Source organism: Pseudoalteromonas translucida KMM 520, from assembly GCF_001465295.1.
Taxonomy (GTDB): domain Bacteria; phylum Pseudomonadota; class Gammaproteobacteria; order Enterobacterales; family Alteromonadaceae; genus Pseudoalteromonas; species Pseudoalteromonas translucida.
On the sequence record NZ_CP011034.1, the window covers coordinates 2303562 to 2323501 of the forward strand.

Annotated in this window: 15 protein-coding genes and 1 other RNA gene; 2 read left to right on the forward strand and 14 right to left on the reverse strand. The window is 37.7% G+C overall.

The genetic code is table 11. The annotated features are described in order from the left end of the window. From PTRA_RS10725 to PTRA_RS10770, 10 genes are all read right to left on the reverse strand, one after another. Positions 1 to 1176: a TniQ family protein gene (locus PTRA_RS10725; RefSeq protein ID WP_058373767.1), complete on the reverse strand. Its 1176-nt coding sequence runs from the start codon at positions 1174 to 1176 to the stop codon at positions 1 to 3. 74 nt (positions 1177 to 1250) lie between these two features. After that, positions 1251 to 5291 carry an NACHT domain-containing protein gene (locus PTRA_RS10730; RefSeq protein WP_058373768.1) on the reverse strand — a complete coding sequence of 1347 codons (4041 nt, stop codon included), beginning with the start codon at positions 5289 to 5291 and terminating at the stop codon, positions 1251 to 1253. Between the two features lie 52 nt (positions 5292 to 5343). Beyond that, complete coding sequence (locus tag PTRA_RS10735) at positions 5344 to 5652, reverse strand: helix-turn-helix domain-containing protein (RefSeq protein ID WP_058373769.1); 309 nt, start codon at positions 5650 to 5652, stop codon at positions 5344 to 5346. A gap of 89 nt (positions 5653 to 5741) precedes the next feature. Continuing rightward, complete coding sequence (locus PTRA_RS10740) at positions 5742 to 6518, reverse strand: retron Ec48 family effector membrane protein (protein WP_058373770.1); 777 nt, start codon at positions 6516 to 6518, stop codon at positions 5742 to 5744. Next, positions 6505 to 7689 (reverse strand): reverse transcriptase family protein, encoded by a 1185-nt coding sequence (locus PTRA_RS10745; RefSeq protein WP_058373771.1) that lies wholly within the window; start codon positions 7687 to 7689, stop codon positions 6505 to 6507. The genes PTRA_RS10740 and PTRA_RS10745 overlap by 14 nt, the downstream gene beginning before the upstream one ends. Before the next feature lie 353 nt (positions 7690 to 8042). Continuing rightward, positions 8043 to 9044, reverse strand: coding sequence for a TniB family NTP-binding protein (locus PTRA_RS10750; protein WP_058373772.1), 1002 nt, complete (start codon positions 9042 to 9044; stop codon positions 8043 to 8045). 2 nt (positions 9045 to 9046) lie between these two features. Next, the gene (locus PTRA_RS10755; RefSeq protein ID WP_058373773.1) at positions 9047 to 10870 is read right to left on the reverse strand and encodes a Mu transposase C-terminal domain-containing protein; all 1824 of its coding nucleotides are present in this window, start codon (positions 10868 to 10870) and stop codon (positions 9047 to 9049) included. Further along, a complete protein-coding gene (locus PTRA_RS10760) occupies positions 10863 to 11492 on the reverse strand; it encodes a TnsA endonuclease N-terminal domain-containing protein (RefSeq protein ID WP_058373774.1) in 630 nt (209 codons plus the stop codon). Before PTRA_RS10760 ends, PTRA_RS10755 begins: the two co-directional genes overlap by 8 nt. A gap of 133 nt (positions 11493 to 11625) precedes the next feature. Further along, positions 11626 to 11722, reverse strand: an RNA gene (gene ffs / locus PTRA_RS18820) — signal recognition particle sRNA small type. 138 nt (positions 11723 to 11860) lie between these two features. Beyond that, a complete protein-coding gene (locus tag PTRA_RS10770) occupies positions 11861 to 12730 on the reverse strand; it encodes a DUF3014 domain-containing protein (RefSeq protein WP_058373776.1) in 870 nt (289 codons plus the stop codon). Between the two features lie 172 nt (positions 12731 to 12902). On the opposite strand from PTRA_RS10770, the gene PTRA_RS10775 reads away from it, so the two are divergent. Further along, positions 12903 to 14048, forward strand: a complete 1146-nt coding sequence (locus PTRA_RS10775; protein ID WP_011328667.1) for a patatin-like phospholipase family protein — start codon at positions 12903 to 12905, stop codon at positions 14046 to 14048. Positions 14049 to 14086: 38 nt separating this feature from the next. Here the strand turns inward: PTRA_RS10775 and PTRA_RS10780 are convergent, their stop codons facing one another. After that, a complete protein-coding gene (locus tag PTRA_RS10780; RefSeq protein WP_058373777.1) occupies positions 14087 to 16060 on the reverse strand; it encodes a monovalent cation:proton antiporter family protein in 1974 nt (657 codons plus the stop codon). Between the two features lie 128 nt (positions 16061 to 16188). On the opposite strand from PTRA_RS10780, the gene PTRA_RS10785 reads away from it, so the two are divergent. Then, positions 16189 to 17085 (forward strand): GGDEF domain-containing protein, encoded by an 897-nt coding sequence (locus PTRA_RS10785; protein WP_058373778.1) that lies wholly within the window; start codon positions 16189 to 16191, stop codon positions 17083 to 17085. An 89-nt stretch (positions 17086 to 17174) separates the two neighbouring features. Here the strand turns inward: PTRA_RS10785 and PTRA_RS10790 are convergent, their stop codons facing one another. The 3 genes from PTRA_RS10790 to accA all read right to left on the reverse strand — a co-directional run bounded on the left by PTRA_RS10790 (position 17175) and on the right by accA (position 19930). Beyond that, positions 17175 to 17525 carry a hypothetical protein gene (locus PTRA_RS10790; RefSeq protein WP_011328670.1) on the reverse strand — a complete coding sequence of 117 codons (351 nt, stop codon included), beginning with the start codon at positions 17523 to 17525 and terminating at the stop codon, positions 17175 to 17177. Continuing rightward, complete coding sequence (gene tilS / locus PTRA_RS10795; protein ID WP_058374588.1) at positions 17525 to 18832, reverse strand: tRNA lysidine(34) synthetase TilS; 1308 nt, start codon at positions 18830 to 18832, stop codon at positions 17525 to 17527. The genes PTRA_RS10790 and tilS overlap by 1 nt, the downstream gene beginning before the upstream one ends. A gap of 138 nt (positions 18833 to 18970) precedes the next feature. Then, the gene (gene accA, locus PTRA_RS10800; protein WP_011328672.1) at positions 18971 to 19930 is read right to left on the reverse strand and encodes an acetyl-CoA carboxylase carboxyl transferase subunit alpha; all 960 of its coding nucleotides are present in this window, start codon (positions 19928 to 19930) and stop codon (positions 18971 to 18973) included. Positions 19931 to 19940 lie beyond the last annotated feature (10 nt).

A 19940-nucleotide genomic window follows, 5' to 3' on the forward strand; every position in this document is an offset into this window, starting at 1 on the left:
TTACCACGGCGCTATAAATTGTTTTTTTGTTAGAGGCTTTTCAGCTGCGAATGCTTGTTGTAGTTCAATCACTTGGCGTAAATAAAATACATGGCTATCAGCTCTGAGCTGTTCGTGCTTTTTTTGTGAATAAGCACAGTTTAAAAAGGCTTCTTGATGAAGCCTGTAAACTTGCTCTGTAGTAGTGTTTAACAATACTGCGGCATCAAAAGTACAAAGCAGTAAGTCACCAATATTTGGATGTTTAGCTTTAGGGTTACTATCAACTAATTCGACAAAATAACTAATAATCTCATCAATTACTTTGTTTTTCCGGTTACTTGTTGCAGCTATTTGACCATCACGGATTAAATCGCCATAAACAGAGCTGAACTTAGTTTTATTAAAAGGGTTAAGTTGCTTGAGTCGCGCATTATTTGTGAGTAAATCTAATTCAGTGGTAAGGCTTTCAGGCCAAGTATTAAAGTAATCAACAAAAGCGCAGTTAAAGTCTGCATCACTTACATCAAGTTGCTTAACCTTCGCAAACCACGATATCAACCCTACTATTTTTTGGCTGTTACTACTTGCAAGCGCAATTGCAATTTTAAAGTCTGCATCGTTTAACTGTTCACTATTGGTTATTTTACAACCGCAAACACACTCTAAAAACGCCTCAGAGGCTCTGTAATCAATTAAGTCATAGCACTCCTTACAACGTGTAATTAATTGTGACTTATGCTTATGACACGCCTTATAGGGCTTTAAATGCCAATAAAAGGGAATATGGGAAGATTCAGACAAGCATTTAATGCAAACAGGTATGTTATCAGTACGAAGTAGCTCAAGGGGAATAGCCAGTTCATTTCGACTTACTGCGGCAAGGTTGCCAAATTTAAAATTACTGCGCCTCCAAGCAAGTGCAAGAATGTCACCAGCGTTTACATCTGCTAATTGAGCAACCAACTTAAGCGCTCTTATTCTAAAGCTGCTCGCTTGCCTAGCATGATAAACATCAACTTTACTCAGCGCTAACGGCAGCGCACCTTCAAGCTCATTATCTTGCTCTGCAAGCCATTGCCACAAAATATCAGCAAGCTCACTATAGCCATTGTATGAGTTATCCCTTGCAAGCCTCAGCAAATAGCTTTCAAGCGCCTCATCTGGGTAAGATTTTGTTTGAACTAAAAAATGCATCGCCAACCTAAACTAAGAAAATCTTAGTTTAGGTTTAGATTAAAAGTAATACTTAGGTCAAGCTTAAAGAGAAATTAATCTTTTGAAACATCTAAAACAAATATATCAATCAGCCCTACAAGATTTTTAGGTAAGTCATTTTCTAATTTTGCTTTAAGTTCATCTGCGCTTTTCAAGCCATGCTGCTTTCTATTCGCTACCTTTTCTTCAGCCCCAAACCAAATAACAAGATAAATACCTTGTCCTTCAGCGTCAGGATGAATTGAATATCTTTCAGCCAGTTGGTTTCCTGCTGCTGAAAACAGTTCTGTATGCCACTGCCCTTTAGCTTCAATCACAAGTAATCTTCGAATACCATCCATTACTTTGGAGGCAGTAATATCAATTCTATTTTTATCTTTTGTTTGATGCTCTGCATTGATAACTATACTGTCTGCTTCTAAGCGAGGCTTCAAATAGTCTGCAATAATTTCTACTGAGCTAACTTCGTCAAGTCGAACTCCGCCTTGAGAATAAAAACGATTTCCAGGGTTAAACTCCCCACCTTTAATATCTTTTTGATATTTATCTAGCTCATACAAGACTCTATCTCTAAGTCCTTCAACTGTAACAATCTCACAATTATCCAAAAGGTCTATAACCTTTGAAATATTTGGAGGAATAAAGTTTCTCATAGCTAAAGCACGAATTTGATTTGCTCTCATACTTTTAAGGTTTTGGCACATAACCTGAAAACGAGAGTCCTCAATTAACTGTTCAATAATATGAATTGTTCTCTCAGAAGCGTCCAATTCAATTTGCCAAGATATATCAACCAGAAATCGATATGCTCTTTCTCCGTCAGGGCTAGAAGTGCCATATGAGGAAGGCAAGTTAACTTGTGGCCAATCTTCAATAAAGCGATCTAATAATAGATATATTTTATCACTAGATAAACTTGGAAAAGTATCGCGGCTTCCTGAGTTTAAACTACTTGATATTCCCTCGAATAAAAATATTGAGCTTTTCTTCTGAGTAAGGAAATTAAAAAGCTTTTGGGAATCGCATAAATTCAAAAAATAAAAAGCTCTTAAAAACCAAAATTGTATGATTTTCTCTTCAGACTTATCTATATGAGGTGACTCAATTCGACCCAGCCATTCATCGCAACGAATTAAGATCAAACCTTTAAGCTGTTCTTTATCACCATAATGAACGGCTAAATCAAATAAAATATCCAACGCATAATAGCTCAGGCCAGAATACTTGTTTAACCACTCTAAGGGTAAATTGGCTTTAAATTCACTAAATATTTCATCGTCTCTTAGTACTTCTACTTCAGGGTGTTCGCATTTAAACTTGTCTAATTGAGGCTCAACATACTCTTTTAAGTAATTTTCTTTGGAAGTTACATCAGGAAATAACAAACGATCAATTTCACACTTAAGAAGACCACGTTCATCTTCAGTTACTGCGTCATAATAAATATTACATCTAGTTTTCACAGCAGTAAGTATTTGCTTACTAATATTGCCTAGATTCCCCTGCATACGTATTGTTTCTATACACAAAGCATACAAAACCGTTTCAATAAGTAACCACTGCGATAGACTCCTCAACTCAGCAAGTTTCCTTAAATCAGGTACGTCAGGAGCAATCAGGCTAGTGCAGTTTTTTAATGAAGTTCTCACCAGTTCTTCATCACCAAACTCTTTTTGTATATTTTCAGGTTCAAATAACAAACACTCTGAAAAATTAACTAACCACCCGAAATGCCCTCCAGATTCGATTAAAGCGCGGTTTCTCTGAATAAAGCTAATGTTGTCTGCACGATTTTTGCTCTCACATTTTTTGTTCTTTCTATCTAGTCTATTAAACTTCGAATTTCGTTTTCGTATCTGTAATCCAATAGAGTAATCTGTATTATTTGCTTTTGCCCACTCTCGCATAAATTCTAGCTTTTGATTAGCATGTTTACGCATGATACTGCGTATCTGATTATTCAACTTGAGCTTATTATGCTGAAAGTAATAATGCCTCGTAATAAAAGTCGACCACAGTTCTAAATTGTTTTCTTCAAATGCTAAATTGATTAGGTATTCAATATCTTCAACGGAAAAACATAATCCAGAATGCGCACCGCAATATGGTTCAAACCTACTTTGTTTCAGATCGTAGATTTTTTTACGTTCAGTTATACCAGAAAAAGCGGTTTTAAAAAGTCCTTGTCTTAAGTCTTTATTTTCTCTGATTGCTTTTACAGACTTACAGAAATTATCACTTCCTTCCCTGTGATAATTTAAGTTTTTTAGCCATCCCCATATCTGTTCTGGGTTATATGGGAGGCTAGTAATATCAAAGTAATGATCGAGTAATTTACCTACAAGCTTACTTATCCCGTCTCTACAAAAACACTCATAGTACTCTTTGCCACAACTGCAAGTTAACTCATCAGTTAAAAAATTTAATAATCGTTCTGTATTTTCAGCACTTAAAGTCCATACCAATTTATTGATGAAATATCGATTACCTTGTAACCGTCTATCATCTAGTGAGGTTTTTTCAGTAGGGTAGAGATTTGAACATGCTCGAAAGAAGCGTTTTAGTATGCCTAAATCAATAGAGTTAGCACCTAAGAATTCAATTCCTTTAGCTGCGATGTTTAGAGAGGTATTACTAGACTCAGATATTAATGTTTCGAGTATTTTAATATCATCAGAATCAATAAGCGAAAACAAACATTCCATAGCAAGCCTTCGAGTATCTAATCTCTCATTAGGTTCAAATAGTATGTTTATGAGATTGGGGGATAAGTGCTCAATAACCTGAGATTCTTTGATTATAGTTAATACTAAGTCTCGTAAATGCCCATCACTTTTATTTTCTAAAATTGGCTTAATATCTTCAGCCATATTTTTATCAAAAAAACCAACTGTACTGTATCGCCGCCAAAAATCACCTCTTCTAAAATACGGGTCATTTTTTTCAATTTGTGTTAACTGTGATAAAAGCAGCCTTTTAGATGAGCGATCAAGTTGTGAGGGGTCTCCATTAGCTAGCACAGCATAAGGATCAAGCTTTATAATTTCATGTTGTAGCGCTAACCCGCCGAGAGTAGCCATCCAACCAAGCATTCCTCTCAATTCATCACGAACAATATTATTTGAAACTATTACTGTTTTACAAACTCTTAAAGTTAGTGGATCTTGATTACTCTGTATTCGCTTTACTAAATACTGGGCGGCACAATATTCAGCAATAATTTTGTGAACAGCTCGATGCTGATCAACATCATCTGCAAGTTTAAATAAGCGAGAATCTATAATGCTTGATAGATCTAAGCCCTCTCTTATTAGTGCATTAATATTGGGGTATAAGTATTCCTCTGATAAATCACTAACACTTACTCCTTCAGCACCTGATAAAAGAGTTTTAGAAAATACTTCTGAAGCGAGCTCTATTTTTTTCTTATACGCGAAATCTATTCCAGTTCTTCTTTTTGCCGAAGGGTTAAGCTCTTTAGCTAAGTGCTCAACTGCTTTTTCAAAGATGGAGCTTTTACTTTTAAATTTTCGATTACTTTCAATGTAGGCATCTGCAAACATTTTCAAAAACTGAGGGTTCGGAAGTAAAACATCTAAATTAAAGCGTGAAACTTCTGTATAAAAATTATCAAAATCTTCATCAGGCAAGTGGTGATCAAAAATCTTCCTTTGCTCTAATTCATTAAACTCCCTCAGCCTTAAAACCAGAGGAACACATTCTAAATACTCTATAACCGCTTGTGCTGAGTCACTGCTCCATTCACTTGAGCGACTTGATATTATTAAAGTTTCAGGTTTTGACTCTATGACTTTAGCTAATAATTTGTGTATACCACAGTTGTCAATCTTGGATAGTTCATCCAAGGCATCTATAACAAGAAAATCCCTAAATAATTTACTAGAATACAAATACTTGCTAGCAGTGACTGGGTTAGTATTAGCCTTACTTGCTAAGCTTTTAAGAAACTCAGTCTTACCAGCTCCTGGTTCTGCTAAAATAATTACACACTTAGAGACACTCAAGAGTTCATCTTCAGCATAAATTTGCTCATCATTTTCAAGAGTACGCTGAAGATAAATATTTGAAGTCATAGATTCTCTATATATACAAATTAAAGTAAGGTATTTACTCTTTAATTAAGCCTTAAAATATTTTGGAAGCTTTAATACTATCAAGCAGTTTCGCCTTATCATGCTGGTCTGCTTTACCCCATGCGCAAATTAATTCAGCCAAGTCATCTTCTTCACAATAAAAGTAAGCAACTGGCACATCTAGCTCTTTAGCTATGCGTTTCATGGTTAAAAAATCAGGGGCATGTTTGCCTTTTTCGTATTGGTTCATGCGAGCACTAGCCGTGTTTGGCTCCATTCCTAATGCCATACCAAGCTGTTGCTGAGTAAGGCCAGCTGCTTTTCTTGCAGACTTTAGGCGTGAAGGTGTTGGAGTTTCCATGTGAACCTTAGCTATAAAACATATCTTGCTAAGATTCTCTTAGTATCCAACCCATAAGTGTACTAAGGATATTTTAGTTTTTAGAAAAGTTAAAGATAATCTTTTTTCAGGCCGGCCAATCGAATTTTACTAGTTGTAAATTGTTTTGTAACTGAGTCAATATATTGATAAAGGCTGAGCTCAATTTCATCAAAGCTCGTTCGGTGTCTGTGCTCAATTGTTATACCAAATTCTTTCAAAACTTCTATTAGCTTTGTTTGATGGTTTGTATATTTATATCTTAAGTTAGTATCTTTAGCATCATTGTATCTTTGGTTTGAGTCCTCAATTACAGCTATTACGTCATTTAATTTTCGATCGTACAGTCTAAAAAAGTTAAATTTACCACTTCTAGAGTCTGGGAACACTAAAGCATAATATGTATACAAATCAATACGTTCTGGACTTAACAAGTGGTCCCGTTCAATTTGAGCTGAACAGAATTCTGCAAAGTTACTTAAGTTGTTGTTATGGTTTGACATTATGCTATTTTCTAATGATAAAGCATACGTTTTCCACCCAATATACACACCCAATCCAGCTAGTATAGTTCCAAATATAACAGTCAATTCTTTACTGAAAGATAGGGAATAGATGAACCGTTCATTAACAATTTTTAAACAAGAATTGGTTAAACATAATCCCCAAGTTAAGTTCTCATCATTGATAAATTCAATTGCAACGCCTATAACTAGCAACAACTGTAGGGAAATATAAAGTAAAAAAAGGAATACAAACCAGCTTTTAGTTCTAACGCTTAAAAGGTAATTCACCGAAATATGTTTTTTCAAATTGATAAATATGCTCTTAAATTTATCCAATGTCATATTTTCGATCCTTTGGCTCAATTTCTTTAAGTCGCTCACTTATTTCGGTGTATTTATCTTTATATAATCTTTTTATAATTCCATTCATATAAACAACTAGGTTAAATCTTTTTTTGTACCAGTATTTCTCCCTATAACTATCAGGGTAGGTTTCGAGCTTTTTAATTATAAAAAAACAATGTTTTATATCAACTGCCGATGGCAATGGCTGAATATCACTTAAAGCGTTTTTAAAGTAGCCGTGTTTTGGATGCTTGACCCTTGCTAGCTTGTGAATGCGACCTAAACATCTATCAAAAGATCTGCGATAACTTCTGCTTTTCCTAAAGTTATTTTCTTGAGCTTTCTTTGTTAATGCATGTACTTCTGCTCTGATTTTTGCAATCTCTTTAGCAGGTAAACGTGGCTGGTCAAACTCAACTCTAAGCCCGTGTACCATCAAGGGCTTTATCGAGCTATAAGACACCTCTTCTTTTTGCTCATTTATTGGCAAATCTTTTTGCAGAAGCATGTCTTCAATTAATTTTTTTGCAGTGTTGAAATTAAAATTAGAAGCTGTACTAGAAACGGAGATATCATCAATGAACCTAGTATAAGTAAGTCCCTTACGTTCTAATCGTTTAACCAGTAAGTGTTCTAAGTCAAAAAATATTAAGTTAGCTACATAGCTTGAGGTCAATGCGCCTTGAACCAATGTATTTTCAAAGCAACAAACATCACATATGAAATCGGCTACTTCATTTGAAAGATCTAAAGTATTAACCAAAATATCTTTTATATGCTCTTTATGAATATTATCGAAGAAATCTGATATATCCATTTTTAAAAGGCTTTTTGCTCCACAATGCTTTTCAGCACATTTGATGTGGTCTCTGCTATCCTCAATTCCATTAATTAACTTTGGTATAGAACCGTATACAAACTCAGGCCAAATTATTTTAGGCTTGAAAAAGCGGTTATTGATTCTTCTCTGAAATTTTCTGGTCAATTTATTAGGACATAAAACTCTTCTCTTAGAACCATCACTTTTATATGCAGATTTAACAGGTTCACGATATCTAGAAGAGCTATTTGAGGATATAAAAGCTTCATAATCATCTTCTAAATCTAGAAAAGATATAAAGTTTTCAAGCTTTTTAATTGGGTCGCCTCGGTAATACTTAATTTCCATATAATACCATTTTGGTTGGATGCCGTACCAAGCATGCGCTTTTATACCGTTTCTCTAGGCTAAAGGTTAACCATCACATTCTTTAAGTCAAATCTCAGCAACCACTGGTTAAACTTCGGTACGGCTGATCCATAGCTTGCTATTGCCTCCGCCAGCCGGAGGCGTGGTGGGGCCCTGAGCGTAGATGACATAGTCACCGTTATGTATGTAGCATACATAACACAGCTGAGAATTTTTAATAACCTTAAATGCAGTGAATAAGTGAATCACTTACGCAGATTACAATCTAATTGATAATCGACCATAATTCAACAAATTAAGACAGCTTATTTATCTAAGCTGAATAAGTAAGGTTATTTCCTTAACAACTGACTAATCGGCATCCGGTCAGTAAACTTGGTCGCTATAAACGGGTCTTCATCTTGAGAGCTTTCAGGCTTATAAAGTGAATAGCGCTCGACTTCGCTTGCTGTTATTTCTGCTACAGGCAAGGTAAATAAATTAGGAACATCCGGAAAGAGTACCTCAAATGCTTTAACTAAATGCTTGGTTGTGAGAGTTTTCGCGTTGTCCATTAATGCATAAAGTACGGCATCATCTAAAAAGTATTTTAATGTTCTAAAGCAACCTTTTGATAATGAGAACAAAGTAAACACTGTTGCTTGCTCACTTAAGTTTGGCTTTTCGGCAAATGGCATACGGTTGGCTAGACCAATTATTAGTTGTACAAAATGCTTTGGGTTTTCTGACAACTTAAAATAAGGCAACTGCCGCCTTATTAATAAACGAGATGACCACTGGGGCTCGTCTGCTATTTTTTCTGCCCACGGCATACCTACCAATACAATTGATACACCCGCTTCGTCGTTAATATATTTTAATCGATTAGCAATCTCGCGGCGCTTTTTACCTTGGTTGTGCTCAATTAGCTCTTGGAACTCATCAATAATTATAAGCTCTGTGCCACATGTTTTTAGGCATTTTATTAATGATGTCGTTAAGCGAGTGCCGTTTATTCGTAGCTTACGCTCTGTGCTGCCTACTTGCCCTAAATCTTTAAGAAGCTCTGCTAAAGTAGATTCTAATGTCGGGTTACTAGGTATGCGGCTTACCAATACAGGGTGGTTCATAACACCATTAATAAATTGCGGTAAATGTCGTTCTTTATATTGCTTGATCAGTGCTGTTTTACCTGTGCCTGTATCGCCATTTAAGAGCATGCAAGGCTTTTCACCTGTTAGCCCTTTACCAAGTCTTAATCTATCGAAGTCGTTAAATATGGTGGTTATTATTGGGTATTCAATAAATACATCACGAAATTCATTCAGCTTTTCTTTTTGTTTATCGGTCAGCATAATTAAAATCCATCTAAGTCTGAGATAAAATCATCCCAGCTATCAGTTGGTTGCTCTTTAGGTGTAACCTTTTTGGCCTCTACGGGTTTGCTATGCGTTATTGACTTTTGTGAGTCACTACTGATATTTTGATGTTTAGCTAACGCTTTACCACCCTTTACTTTTGAGTGTTTTGGCGCATTTTTTAACTCTTCAAACTCGTTTTGAATTTTGTTATGAATAAACATGCGCGCTTTTGCTAAGCCTACATTATCGATAGAGCCCGAAATAAAGTCGCGGTGGATGCGTATATTTATTTTATGCTGATTCAAACTTAAATTTTGGGTGTAACCGTTTGGATCTATGCATGGCACTTTTATGTAATGCTCTAGCTTATCAAGGTAAACATATATATAAGAAATATCATCGGGATTTAATTTAATTAAAACTTCTTGAGATACTTTATGGCTAAATTGCTTTCTATAATTGGCCAGTTCAGTACTGTCGTAGCTTAAGTTTTCTAGCCGTATCCCACCTTTACGAAGTACCCGATGATTTGAAATACTGAGCACAACATCTAGTTGTTGAAGATCAGCATCACTTAGCATTGTTGGTGGTAACGTATTAAAACCTTGATCCCACAGTTGACTCGGTATGTACTTAAAGCGACTGTCGGCATCTTGATGATAAACGTCTACTACCCATTTATGAAATAACTGCATAAAGGTCGTAAAGCGCATGATTGCATCTTTTTTTGGATTGTATTCATGCTTTTGTAAAATGTTAGAAAAGGTTTTACCGGGAACAGGATCTAATAACTCAGTATTTATTGTTCCAAACATACGTTCTACAAATGGTTTTAACCAAGGCTTTGCGACTGGGTTATATTGAGTATTAATGCCTATTTCTTCACAAGCAAGTTCAAGGCTGTTGCTCCAAAATTCAGCGCCATTATCAACAACGAGTGTTTCAATTTTGCCAGCACACTTCCACTCATTAATCGTATCAGGGTATAGTTTTGCCACTTCACTTTTAGGTTTCATCGCATTTAGCATTGCTCGCCTTACTGCATCATAGCTAGGCTCACTGAAGCTAAAGTAATAGCCAACAATACAATGGCTATACACATCTACCAACATGGTGAGTGTAGGCCTACCTAGTGGAATATGTAGCTCATCATCTAATAAAATAAGATCAAGTGGCGTATGGTCAATTTCAACTTTTTCAAGTACTCGGATAGGCCGTTTATGCCCTTCAACCTTATTATAAGCAATATCAGCAAGGCGCTTACCATAACGAGCAATCATTACTTCGTATTGCGGTAAGTTATCTATTCTGTTTTTAAACGCTTTGTATGTTAAAGGCTTTAAAACACTGTCAACAACACTGTCGTTTTCGATAATAACTAAGTCTTTATAGAACTTGTAAGCCGAAGCCACTGATGGTTTTTCTTTTACTAAGTAACGCTCAAGTGCTTTTTCAAAAAACTTATCAGTGGTTGTATCGCGCTCCCTATTACCCTTTTTTTGGTGGCTTGGTATTAGCGCCATAATATTTTTATCCGCATTGGTGTAAGCGCTATACCATCGTGCGGCTGTTCTCCAACTTGGCTTTTTTTCACCCTCAACATCAGGCATTAATTTTAATAAAGGTTCAAGATTTTTTTGTGTCCAACCACCTTGAATATTAGCCTCAAGCCATTGAATATATTTAAGCTTAGCAAATGTTGTTGTTTTTATTTTTTCAGGAAGGGCTTGTAAGTCTTTAGTGTAATTTTGAGGTAGTTTGGTTTCAGCTTTTGGTAATGGCTGGTTAAACTCATCATCAAACAAATCGTTATTAAACATTGTTAGACCAAATTGCTGTTTCTATTGATATTTCATTTGTAGTTAAGTCGGCAAATAACTGCCCTAGTGATAGTAAGCGAAGCACCGTAGCAAGTAGCTCACCGGCAGTTACTTTTAAATATCTGATTAACTGGCCCACTTTGATAGAGCCGTACTGCTTAACAAGTTCTAGTACCGATGCTTGCAATTCTGTTAAAGACTGAAAACCAGAGTAGCGATGCAAAAGCTTTAAGTTATTGAGTGTTGGGTATACACGGATTTGTTTATCAGTAACCAGTATTAAGTCGCGTCCATCTTGCTTAGCTATGGCTTGCTTTTCAATAAAACGTGCACGAAAGTCTTCGTCAGCAATTTTGCTTTGCGGTTTTACTTCTATAAATTTTTGCGTGCCGTCTGTGTGGGTAAGTAAAAAGTCAGGTGTGTAACGGCAAATACGGTTATCGAACTCATATTCGTAACCTAGAGGTTGTGCTTCAAATGCGGCTATTGGTGGTGAAAATTCAAAATGGAAACACGCATCAAACTCTAAAGAGGATTCGACTAAACAAGTAGATTTATTTTTTTGACTAGCAAATTTATGAAGATTTTTTACACGGGAGTATTTTAGTTTTCTTCTGTACATGTGAGTCAACCATTTAACCATTTGGTTAAATACTAGACTATGCCACCTTACACTTCCAATTTATGCCATCTTTTAGTACAGATATGTCAACTTATACTTCAAACAACACCCAAATGAGGAATTTGGGTGGCAGTCTTACCAGCCACATCTCGGCACACACGTCACAAACTGTGGCTGCTCCCTTCCGGGCCTGACCAGGTTCGCCTGCTAGTGTTGCGAGAGGACCAATAAGACTACCATTGAGGGCCTTGGTTGGCGCGGGAAGGATTATCTCTACTTTTGCTACGTTATTCAAGGGATAATCGAAAAAGAAAGTGCGATTGCATACTTCATATACAATCGCGGCCTTTTAAACTGTTTTATGCTTACTATTTGCTCTCTAACTGCGCTTTAATATTACGCAGTGCCGCTTTTACTTTTTTCATGTTCTCTGGGCCCATACGTAAAAGCTGTTTTTGTGCAGCGGGTAATTGCTCCCACTCTGCAAATGCATATTGGTAGGTTACTGAGTCGCGCAGCAAAGGTAAGTTACCTTCTGGCTCTGGTGTATCGAGTAATAAGTCGATTGCATTTTCAAGCGTTTGCGTAAACTCATCATCGCCGTAACCAATTTCAGTATAGGCATTATTAATAAGCGGTTTATATTCTTCAAATAAACGCACTGCTTGGGCGGCGCTCATACTAGTAAATATTTTCACATACGGGGTGTATCGTTCATAACTATTAGGATCAATAGTTAAAATATCACCTTCTGTGACACTAAATTTTTCTTCTGGCTTTATTACTGGTGTATGTTTTGTAGCAACTTTGCCCTTTGCTAAATTATCAACAAACACCACACCACGGCGAATAACATCATCGGTAATCATTAGCTCCATTACCGAATCACTTAAGTATTCATCCATTTTTGCCACAACAACTGCATCACTTTCATCAAGTGGTGGTAATTGCACGGCTGCTGGTTCTGCATCACGTTGCGCTGGCATTTCATAATCTTGAGGTTTATCTGGCAATACTGATGGTACATCTAAAGCGGGATCATTTTCTGGCTTTAGCTCCATCATAGGCTGCTCTACTGGTGCTGGCTCAACCTCAGTAAGCACTTCTGCCTCGTTGCTTGGCTTAAGCAATACAAATGCAGCGGCGCATACGAGTACCACTAAAATAATAATGGCAAAAAGTAGATTGTTATTAGGTGGACGTTTTTGAACATCTGACGCTGATGGTTTATCTGACATACGAACTCCATTAAAATTAAAATGCAATATCACTTAGAGTATTCTAAATGAGTTTAATTCATAGCTTACAGTAAATAATATTAAAAGCAGCTAAGGTATCCTTTGATTCTTCTAGCTTAAAGACTTAAAGTAAATAAATAAAGTAAAGACGTAGAACAGTTTAGTCCCTTATATGAAAATCAAGCAAGTTGATCCTAACAAACCCAAAGTTGCCCTGCTATTAACAGGGGGTGGCGCACGCGCTGCTTATCAAGTAGGCGTACTTAAAGCATTAGCTCACAGCATGCCTAGAACAGCGCCTCTGCCATTTAGAGTAATAAATGGTACATCTGCTGGGGCTATAAACTCTGCGGCGCTAGCTTGCTATGCCTCCTGCGCGCACTTAGCAGTGAGAAAACTCGAATCAGTATGGAAGAACTTTTCTACATCTATGGTGTATAAAAGTGATTTTTTAAGTGTATTTGGTCATATTACTCGCAATATTTTAACCAGTTTTCAGTCAGAACATATAAATCACCCGCCTGCGAGTTTATTAAACAATAGGCCACTGCGTAAATTATTAAACGAAATATTAGATTTACATCGCATTGAACGCAATTTACACCACAATTACTTAGAAGCGCTTTCGATTACCGCCTCTAGTTATACTACTGGTGATTCGGTGGCGTTTTATCAATCTAATACACGCCTACCATGGCAACGCGCTAAACGTGAGGGCCGCGCTACGCGTATTAATGTTGAGCATTTAATGGCATCGAGCGCCATTCCTATGGTGTTTCCTAGTGTAAATATTTATAACCATTACTTTGGTGATGGCTCTATACATCAGTTATCGCCTCTAAGCCCATCAATACATTTAGGCGCTGAAAAAATATTTATTATTGGTGTTGAGCAACCTAAAGAGTTACACCCTGTGGGTTACTCAGCTCATTACCCTGGGCTGTCTTCGGTTGCAGGGCATTTACTCGACAGCGTGTTTACCGACACTATGCAATCTGACTTAGAACGGCTTGAGCGAATTAACCGCACCTTAGGCTTGCTGCCAGCTCGCGATAAACACCAAGAACTTAAGCGCATAGAAACCTGCGTGATCAATCCATCACAAAATTTTAATGCCATTGCTGCGCAGTACTACGACGATATGCCATGGGCAATTAAAGTGTTGCTTAGGATCATAGGGGTTAAAAAACATTCGCAATCGAGTTTAACCAGCTACTTATTATTTGAAAAACGTTATACCCAACATTTAATACAAATTGGTTATGAGGATGGCATGAAAAAGCTGCCTGAAATACGTAAGTTTTTAGAGTTAGATTAGGGCGCTGATGCATGCTCGCCATGCATCATCTAAGTAACTTACTCAATACCATCAAATAAATAATGCTCTACTCGCTCTACGCGCCTTGGTTTGCCTTGCAGTATTAAAATATCGTTGGCTAGTAATATAGTGTGATCCGATGGATTGTCTATTTCATTGTTTTGTCGGCGCAGTGCTTTTATAGACACTTTTCGTTTTGCTAAATTAAGCGTCGCAATACTTTTATTAACCGCAAAAGCTTTATCGGGTAGCGCTATCGCATGCAAGTATTCAAGGCGTTCATGTGCGCCTTCGTCTACATCAAGGTACTCACCGGTAAAAAAACTCTGCAATAATTGATACCGGTTATGTCTTTCGGTACTAACACGGCGAATAATACGGCTCATTGGTACCCCCGACATAGACAAAACATGCGAAACCAACATTAAGCTAGCTTCAAGGGTTTCTGGCACAACTTCGGTAACTCCCAGCTCTTTTAAACGCTCAAGCTGACTGTCGTCTTTGGTTCTTATTAGTATTTTTACCTCTGGGGCAACTTGCTTGATTGCATCTATTACTATTTGCGTTTGCTCAAACTCGGTAAAGGTAATAATAACTAAACGTGCTCGCTCTACTCCCGCACATTTTAAAATATCTTTTTGTTTAACATGGCCAAATAATATTGGCTCTCCAGCCGCTTTACCTTCTTGAACTAAAATTGGATTACTTTCTATTGCTATATAATCAATGGCTTCTGGTTTTAAAAAACGTGCAACCGTTTGCCCCACCCGCGAAAAGCCACAAATAATGACATGATCACTATACAGTGTGCTGCTTTTAGGCTCACTTTCCCACGCTTGGCTTGCACGATCTAGCACGCCAATACGCTTTAAAATAAAAGGTGTTTTATCAATTAAAAAAGGCGTAAGTGCCATAGAAAGCACCCCTAAAGCAATTAAAAATGATACTTGCTGATTAGTTAGTAACTGATGCTGAGCGCCTAGTGCTATGAGTACAAAGCCAAACTCCCCCATTTGCCATAGCATAAATGCGCATGCGAGCGCGTCTTGTTTTCGCTCCCCCATTAGCTGAGCACTGATTGCCATTACCGCTATTTTTAATACTAATAAGCCAACTAATGCGCCAATAATAAGTAAGCTATTATTAAGCACATACATTACATTGAGCTGCATGCCGACAGTGACAAAAAACAACCCCATTAAAATATCTCTAAATGGCCTAATGTCGGCTTCAAGCTGATGTCGGTAATGGCTTTCTCCTAGCATCATGCCTGCTAAAAAAGCGCCCAGCGCCATAGATAAACCAAATGAGTAGGTGAGTAAGGCAGCAAATAAAGCCACCAGCAAAGTGGTAAGCATAAATAGCTCGTCGGTACGTACCAGCGCAATTTCATTGAATACTTTAGGCAAAATCCATTTACCTATAGCCCAAAGTAGTAAACAAACAAACGCCCCTTTCGTGAGCGCAACCGCTAACGCCCAACTAATACTTTGCGACCCGGTAGCGGCTAATAAAGGTAAAATAATCAGTAAAGGCACAACCGCAATGTCTTGAAATAAAAGCACCCCAATGGCGAGCTGCCCACGGCGTTTATTTAACTCCCCGTTTTCTTTTAATAGCTTAACAACCACAGCAGTTGAGGACAGCATCATAATAACGCCAATTGTAAAACTGGTGAGCAAACTAAAGTTTAAGCAATATAAAATCACAATAAGCACTGTGCTGGTTACTACAACCTGCAATGATCCTAAGCCAAATACTATATTGCGCATTGCCATTAGACGCGAAATAGAAAACTCGAGCCCCAAACTAAATAATAAAAATACTATACCTAGTTCAGCTACTAAATCCATTTCGTGGGTTTGCGTCATCCAACCAACACTGTGACTACCCGCTAAAACCCCTGTTGCTAAATAGGCCAATATAGGAGGCAGCCCTACGCGCTTAAAAATCCATACAAATAAGACAGCAGCGACTAATAAAGTAAAAATTTGAGTATTAATATTTTGCAAATATTACCTCGTTACTTATAAAAACGGCCATGCTTAACTATAGCAATCACCAATTTATCGGCCAGTTTTTAAATGTGGCATAAAATTCGCTTAGTATTATGAGATCATATACTCGGGGGAATAATTGAATGGAAAATGTGCATATATTGACACAACGTATTGCTGGACGCGGAGAGTTTTTGCCGTTTTCGGCTGAGCATTATCGTAAAAATGAACCGGCAGCAACGCAAGAGCTAGCTGCAAAATTACAAACCAGTTTAATACTCGAAGATATATTAGCTATTTATGCAAAATTTGCAAAACAACTGCTAAATTTTTCAGGTATACAGTTCAAGTCGGCGCTAGGTACAGTGCAAACGCCTGATTGCGATATTGATACACTTTATTATACTTTTGATTTAATTGTCGAAAATGATAATTTAGGGCAACTAATATACTTTAGTAAATACCCACTGAGTGTTGCCATAGAACAAAAACTACAATATTTTCATAGTGCGCTGCTCTATCCTTTACGTAATGCGATAATGTATAACCGGGTATTAAAACTTGCCACAAAAGATGCATTAACGGGACTAAGCAATAGAAGTCAATTTAATGACACCTTACTGCAAAAGCTTGAAAACTGCCGCCGTTACCAGCGCCCATTTAGTTTAATGTTGCTTGATTTAGACAGTTTTAAGCAAGTAAACGATAATTTTGGTCATAAAGTGGGTGACGATGTACTTAAAGAATTTGCCTTAGTACTTAATAGCTCTATTCGAGGCACTGACTCTGTATTTAGATTTGGTGGCGATGAATTTGCAATACTCATTGAAGATCCTGAGTTTACTACTAATAAAGTAATAGCTGAGCGCATTATGCAACGCGTTAAAAACTCAAAAATAATGGCGCAGTACTCAGTTACTACCAGTATTGGCTTTACTTTAGCGAGTAGCCAAGACACCGAAAACGATGTTTTTTCGCGAGCCGATAAAGGTTTATATAAAGCCAAAGCAGCGGGACGAAATTGCGCCAAAGCATATTAAGTACAGCGGTTAATATTGTTGTAAATAAAAAGCCTAGCTTCCCCCGCTAGGCTTTTTTATTGCTGCCTAAGTAGTTTTAATAAGTCTACCTACTTAGGCAGCAACTTTGCCGATAAAAATTTATACATAACCAACGCAATGCAAAAACCAAAAAAGAAACCACTGAGTAAATTAAGCAATGCAGCAATGCTAGCAAGTGGCGTAAATAACACTAACAATAGCGGTACACTCACTCCTAAAATAAAAAACAGCCCACCTTTACCTAACCAATAAGCCAGTAAAATACTAGCGCACACTATTCCACCCGCTATAGCGCAGCCCAATGTAACTATATCAAGCGTTAAAAAATAATTTGCAAGCACAGCAATAACCGCTGTAATTAGCATACCTTGTGGTGCTTTATTTACTAACGATAAGCCTACATGCGGCTCCTTACTCATTATTTACACTCCCAAAAAATACCGTTTTCATCACTATGGTTAGCACTTATAAAATAACCTACCACTTGTACTAGTTCATCATTATAAAAAATTAACGGCACATTAGCACGCAGCCAAGGAGCAACTTTTGCGTCTTTAAACCAATGTTTGAGCGTATTACTTCCTGGTTTTTTTAAAGGTTTAATGCGCGCACTATTACAATTAAAACGCACGCTTACTTGCTCACCTGCAGTTGGTGCTCTAATTCCTGCGCCACTGTGTTTTTTTAGTAAGCGACCATCAGCAAGCTTTAGCTCACTGCGGGTAATTAGTGTGTTGTTTAATTTTTGCGTGCTTGGTACAACAAAATATAAATGCCCTTGATGGCGGCGTATTTGTCCATCACTAAGCTCAATAAGCATTTGTGCATCGGTTTTAGCTGCAATTGCCTGATTAATTATTTGCTCCAGCTGCTTTTGCGATGGTAATACATGAGTAAACAACTCTAGCCACGCACGTACTACATTGGCTGTTCTAATAGGAGTAAATTTGGCAATAGCACTTATATTTAACGCCTGCTGAGGATTAACGCATTGCGTTAAATCAATGTGAGTATATTCGTTGAGTAAAGCGTGTTGCTGCTGCAGTAAACTAATACTGCGAGCGGTACATTGCTCAAAACCATTAAAGCGCGCTGCTAATATTGGCACAACTTGCTGGCGTATAAAGTTACGCTCAAAACGCTCATCGGTATTAGAATCATCGGTCACATGGTTAAGCGCATATTGCGCTGCAAAGGCTTCTATATCACTGCGTTTTACCGATAATAGCGGCCTGAAACATAATCGGCCACTGCTTAAAGTGCGCTCGCGCTGCATTGCACCTAAACCTTTTAAACCCGAGCCACGTTTTAAGCGCAGTAAAAAGGTTTCTATTTGGTCGTTTAAATGCTGCCCAAGTAAAATAATGCTGCCATGTGGGCTTAGCTCATCTAATGCTTGGTAACGAGCATCGCGCGCTTGCGCTTCAAGGCTCGTGCGTGACTGCTGCTCTATATTTACTTTAGCCATTTGAAATGGCACATTTAGCTCATTGCACAGGGTTTGACAAAAGCCCTGCCAGTCGTCGGCATACTGGCTCAAACCATGGTGTATATAAATAGCAGAAACTTGCAACGCAGGATCCTGCACTCGTAAAGCATGCATTAAATGCAGTAATACCACAGAATCAACGCCACCAGATAGTGCCACAGTAAACACCCTGTGACCTTGCTCAATATATTGACCCAATGATTGTTTTACTTGTTGATAAATAAGCGATGTGTGCATTAATTTAACCTGAGATCCTGATAATTTAGCCAATAATTTTAAAATACTAAGTTTTAGGTACTTGATTTTAGCCATTTTAAAACAAAAAAACCGCATAAGCGGCTTTTTAAAATATTTATTGCTAATTATTAAAATAATTTAAGAGCAATAACCAAACGACATTAAGCGTTTGTAGCGCTGATCAAGCATCTCTTCAAGCGAAAGTGCTTGTAGGTCGGCTAAGTCACGCTTTAATCGCACTTTTAAATTACGTGCCATAGCATCATAATTACGGTGCGCGCCACCTAATGGCTCGTCTACTAAGTTGTTAATTAGGTCTAACTCTTTAACTCGCTTAGCAGTTACGCCCATAGCTTCAGCAGCAAGTGGGGCTTTATCGGCGCTTTTCCATAAAATAGACGCACACCCTTCAGGAGAAATTACTGAGTAAGTACTGTATTGCAACATGTTAACACGATCGCCAACACCAATTGCTAACGCACCACCCGATCCACCTTCACCAATAACCGTACAAATAGTTGGCACTTTTAAAGAAGCCATTACTTTAAGGTTACGGGCGATAGCTTCTGACTGGCCACGCTCTTCAGCACCCACACCAGGATAAGCTCCAGGGGTGTCGATAAAGGTCATAATTGGCATTTTAAAACGCTCAGCCATTTCCATTAAGCGTAATGCTTTACGGTATCCTTCAGGCTTTGGCATACCAAAGTTACGTTTAATTTTTTCAGCGGTACCACGGCCTTTTTGTTGGCCAATAACCATTACTGGTTCGCCATCTAAACGCGCTATACCACCTAAAATTGCCGGATCATTAGCAAAAGTACGATCACCTGCAAACTCGTCAAACTCCGTAAAAATACGCTCGATATAATCTCGAGTATAAGGACGCAACGGATGACGTGCCAGCTGTGATACTTGCCAAGCGCCAAGTTCAGAGAATATTTTCTCTTTTAATCGGTCGCTTTTCTCTTTTAGCTTGCTGACTTCCTCTTCTAATTCAAGGTCTAATTCGCCAGCGCGGCTTACATTTTGTAATTCTTCAATTTTCACTTCTAATTCTGCAATCGGAAGCTCAAAATCAAGATAATTGAGGCTCATGCTCTAAACT

What these genes read in the sequence shown, in the direction of transcription:
- PTRA_RS10725 (WP_058373767.1), bottom strand. Translation starts at nt 1,176, where the DNA reads ATGCATTTTTTAGTTCAAACAAAATCTTACCCAGATGAGGCGCTTGAA.
- PTRA_RS10730 (WP_058373768.1), bottom strand. Translation starts at nt 5,291, where the DNA reads ATGACTTCAAATATTTATCTTCAGCGTACTCTTGAAAATGATGAGCAA.
- PTRA_RS10735 (WP_058373769.1), bottom strand. Translation starts at nt 5,652, where the DNA reads ATGGAAACTCCAACACCTTCACGCCTAAAGTCTGCAAGAAAAGCAGCT.
- PTRA_RS10740 (WP_058373770.1), bottom strand. Translation starts at nt 6,518, where the DNA reads ATGACATTGGATAAATTTAAGAGCATATTTATCAATTTGAAAAAACAT.
- PTRA_RS10745 (WP_058373771.1), bottom strand. Translation starts at nt 7,689, where the DNA reads ATGGAAATTAAGTATTACCGAGGCGACCCAATTAAAAAGCTTGAAAAC.
- PTRA_RS10750 (WP_058373772.1), bottom strand. Translation starts at nt 9,044, where the DNA reads ATGCTGACCGATAAACAAAAAGAAAAGCTGAATGAATTTCGTGATGTA.
- PTRA_RS10755 (WP_058373773.1), bottom strand. Translation starts at nt 10,870, where the DNA reads ATGTTTAATAACGATTTGTTTGATGATGAGTTTAACCAGCCATTACCA.
- PTRA_RS10760 (WP_058373774.1), bottom strand. Translation starts at nt 11,492, where the DNA reads ATGTACAGAAGAAAACTAAAATACTCCCGTGTAAAAAATCTTCATAAA.
- PTRA_RS10770 (WP_058373776.1), bottom strand. Translation starts at nt 12,730, where the DNA reads ATGTCAGATAAACCATCAGCGTCAGATGTTCAAAAACGTCCACCTAAT.
- PTRA_RS10775 (WP_011328667.1), top strand. Translation starts at nt 12,903, where the DNA reads ATGAAAATCAAGCAAGTTGATCCTAACAAACCCAAAGTTGCCCTGCTA.
- PTRA_RS10785 (WP_058373778.1), top strand. Translation starts at nt 16,189, where the DNA reads ATGGAAAATGTGCATATATTGACACAACGTATTGCTGGACGCGGAGAG.
- PTRA_RS10790 (WP_011328670.1), bottom strand. Translation starts at nt 17,525, where the DNA reads ATGAGTAAGGAGCCGCATGTAGGCTTATCGTTAGTAAATAAAGCACCA.
- tilS (WP_058374588.1), bottom strand. Translation starts at nt 18,832, where the DNA reads ATGCACACATCGCTTATTTATCAACAAGTAAAACAATCATTGGGTCAA.
- accA (WP_011328672.1), bottom strand. Translation starts at nt 19,930, where the DNA reads ATGAGCCTCAATTATCTTGATTTTGAGCTTCCGATTGCAGAATTAGAA.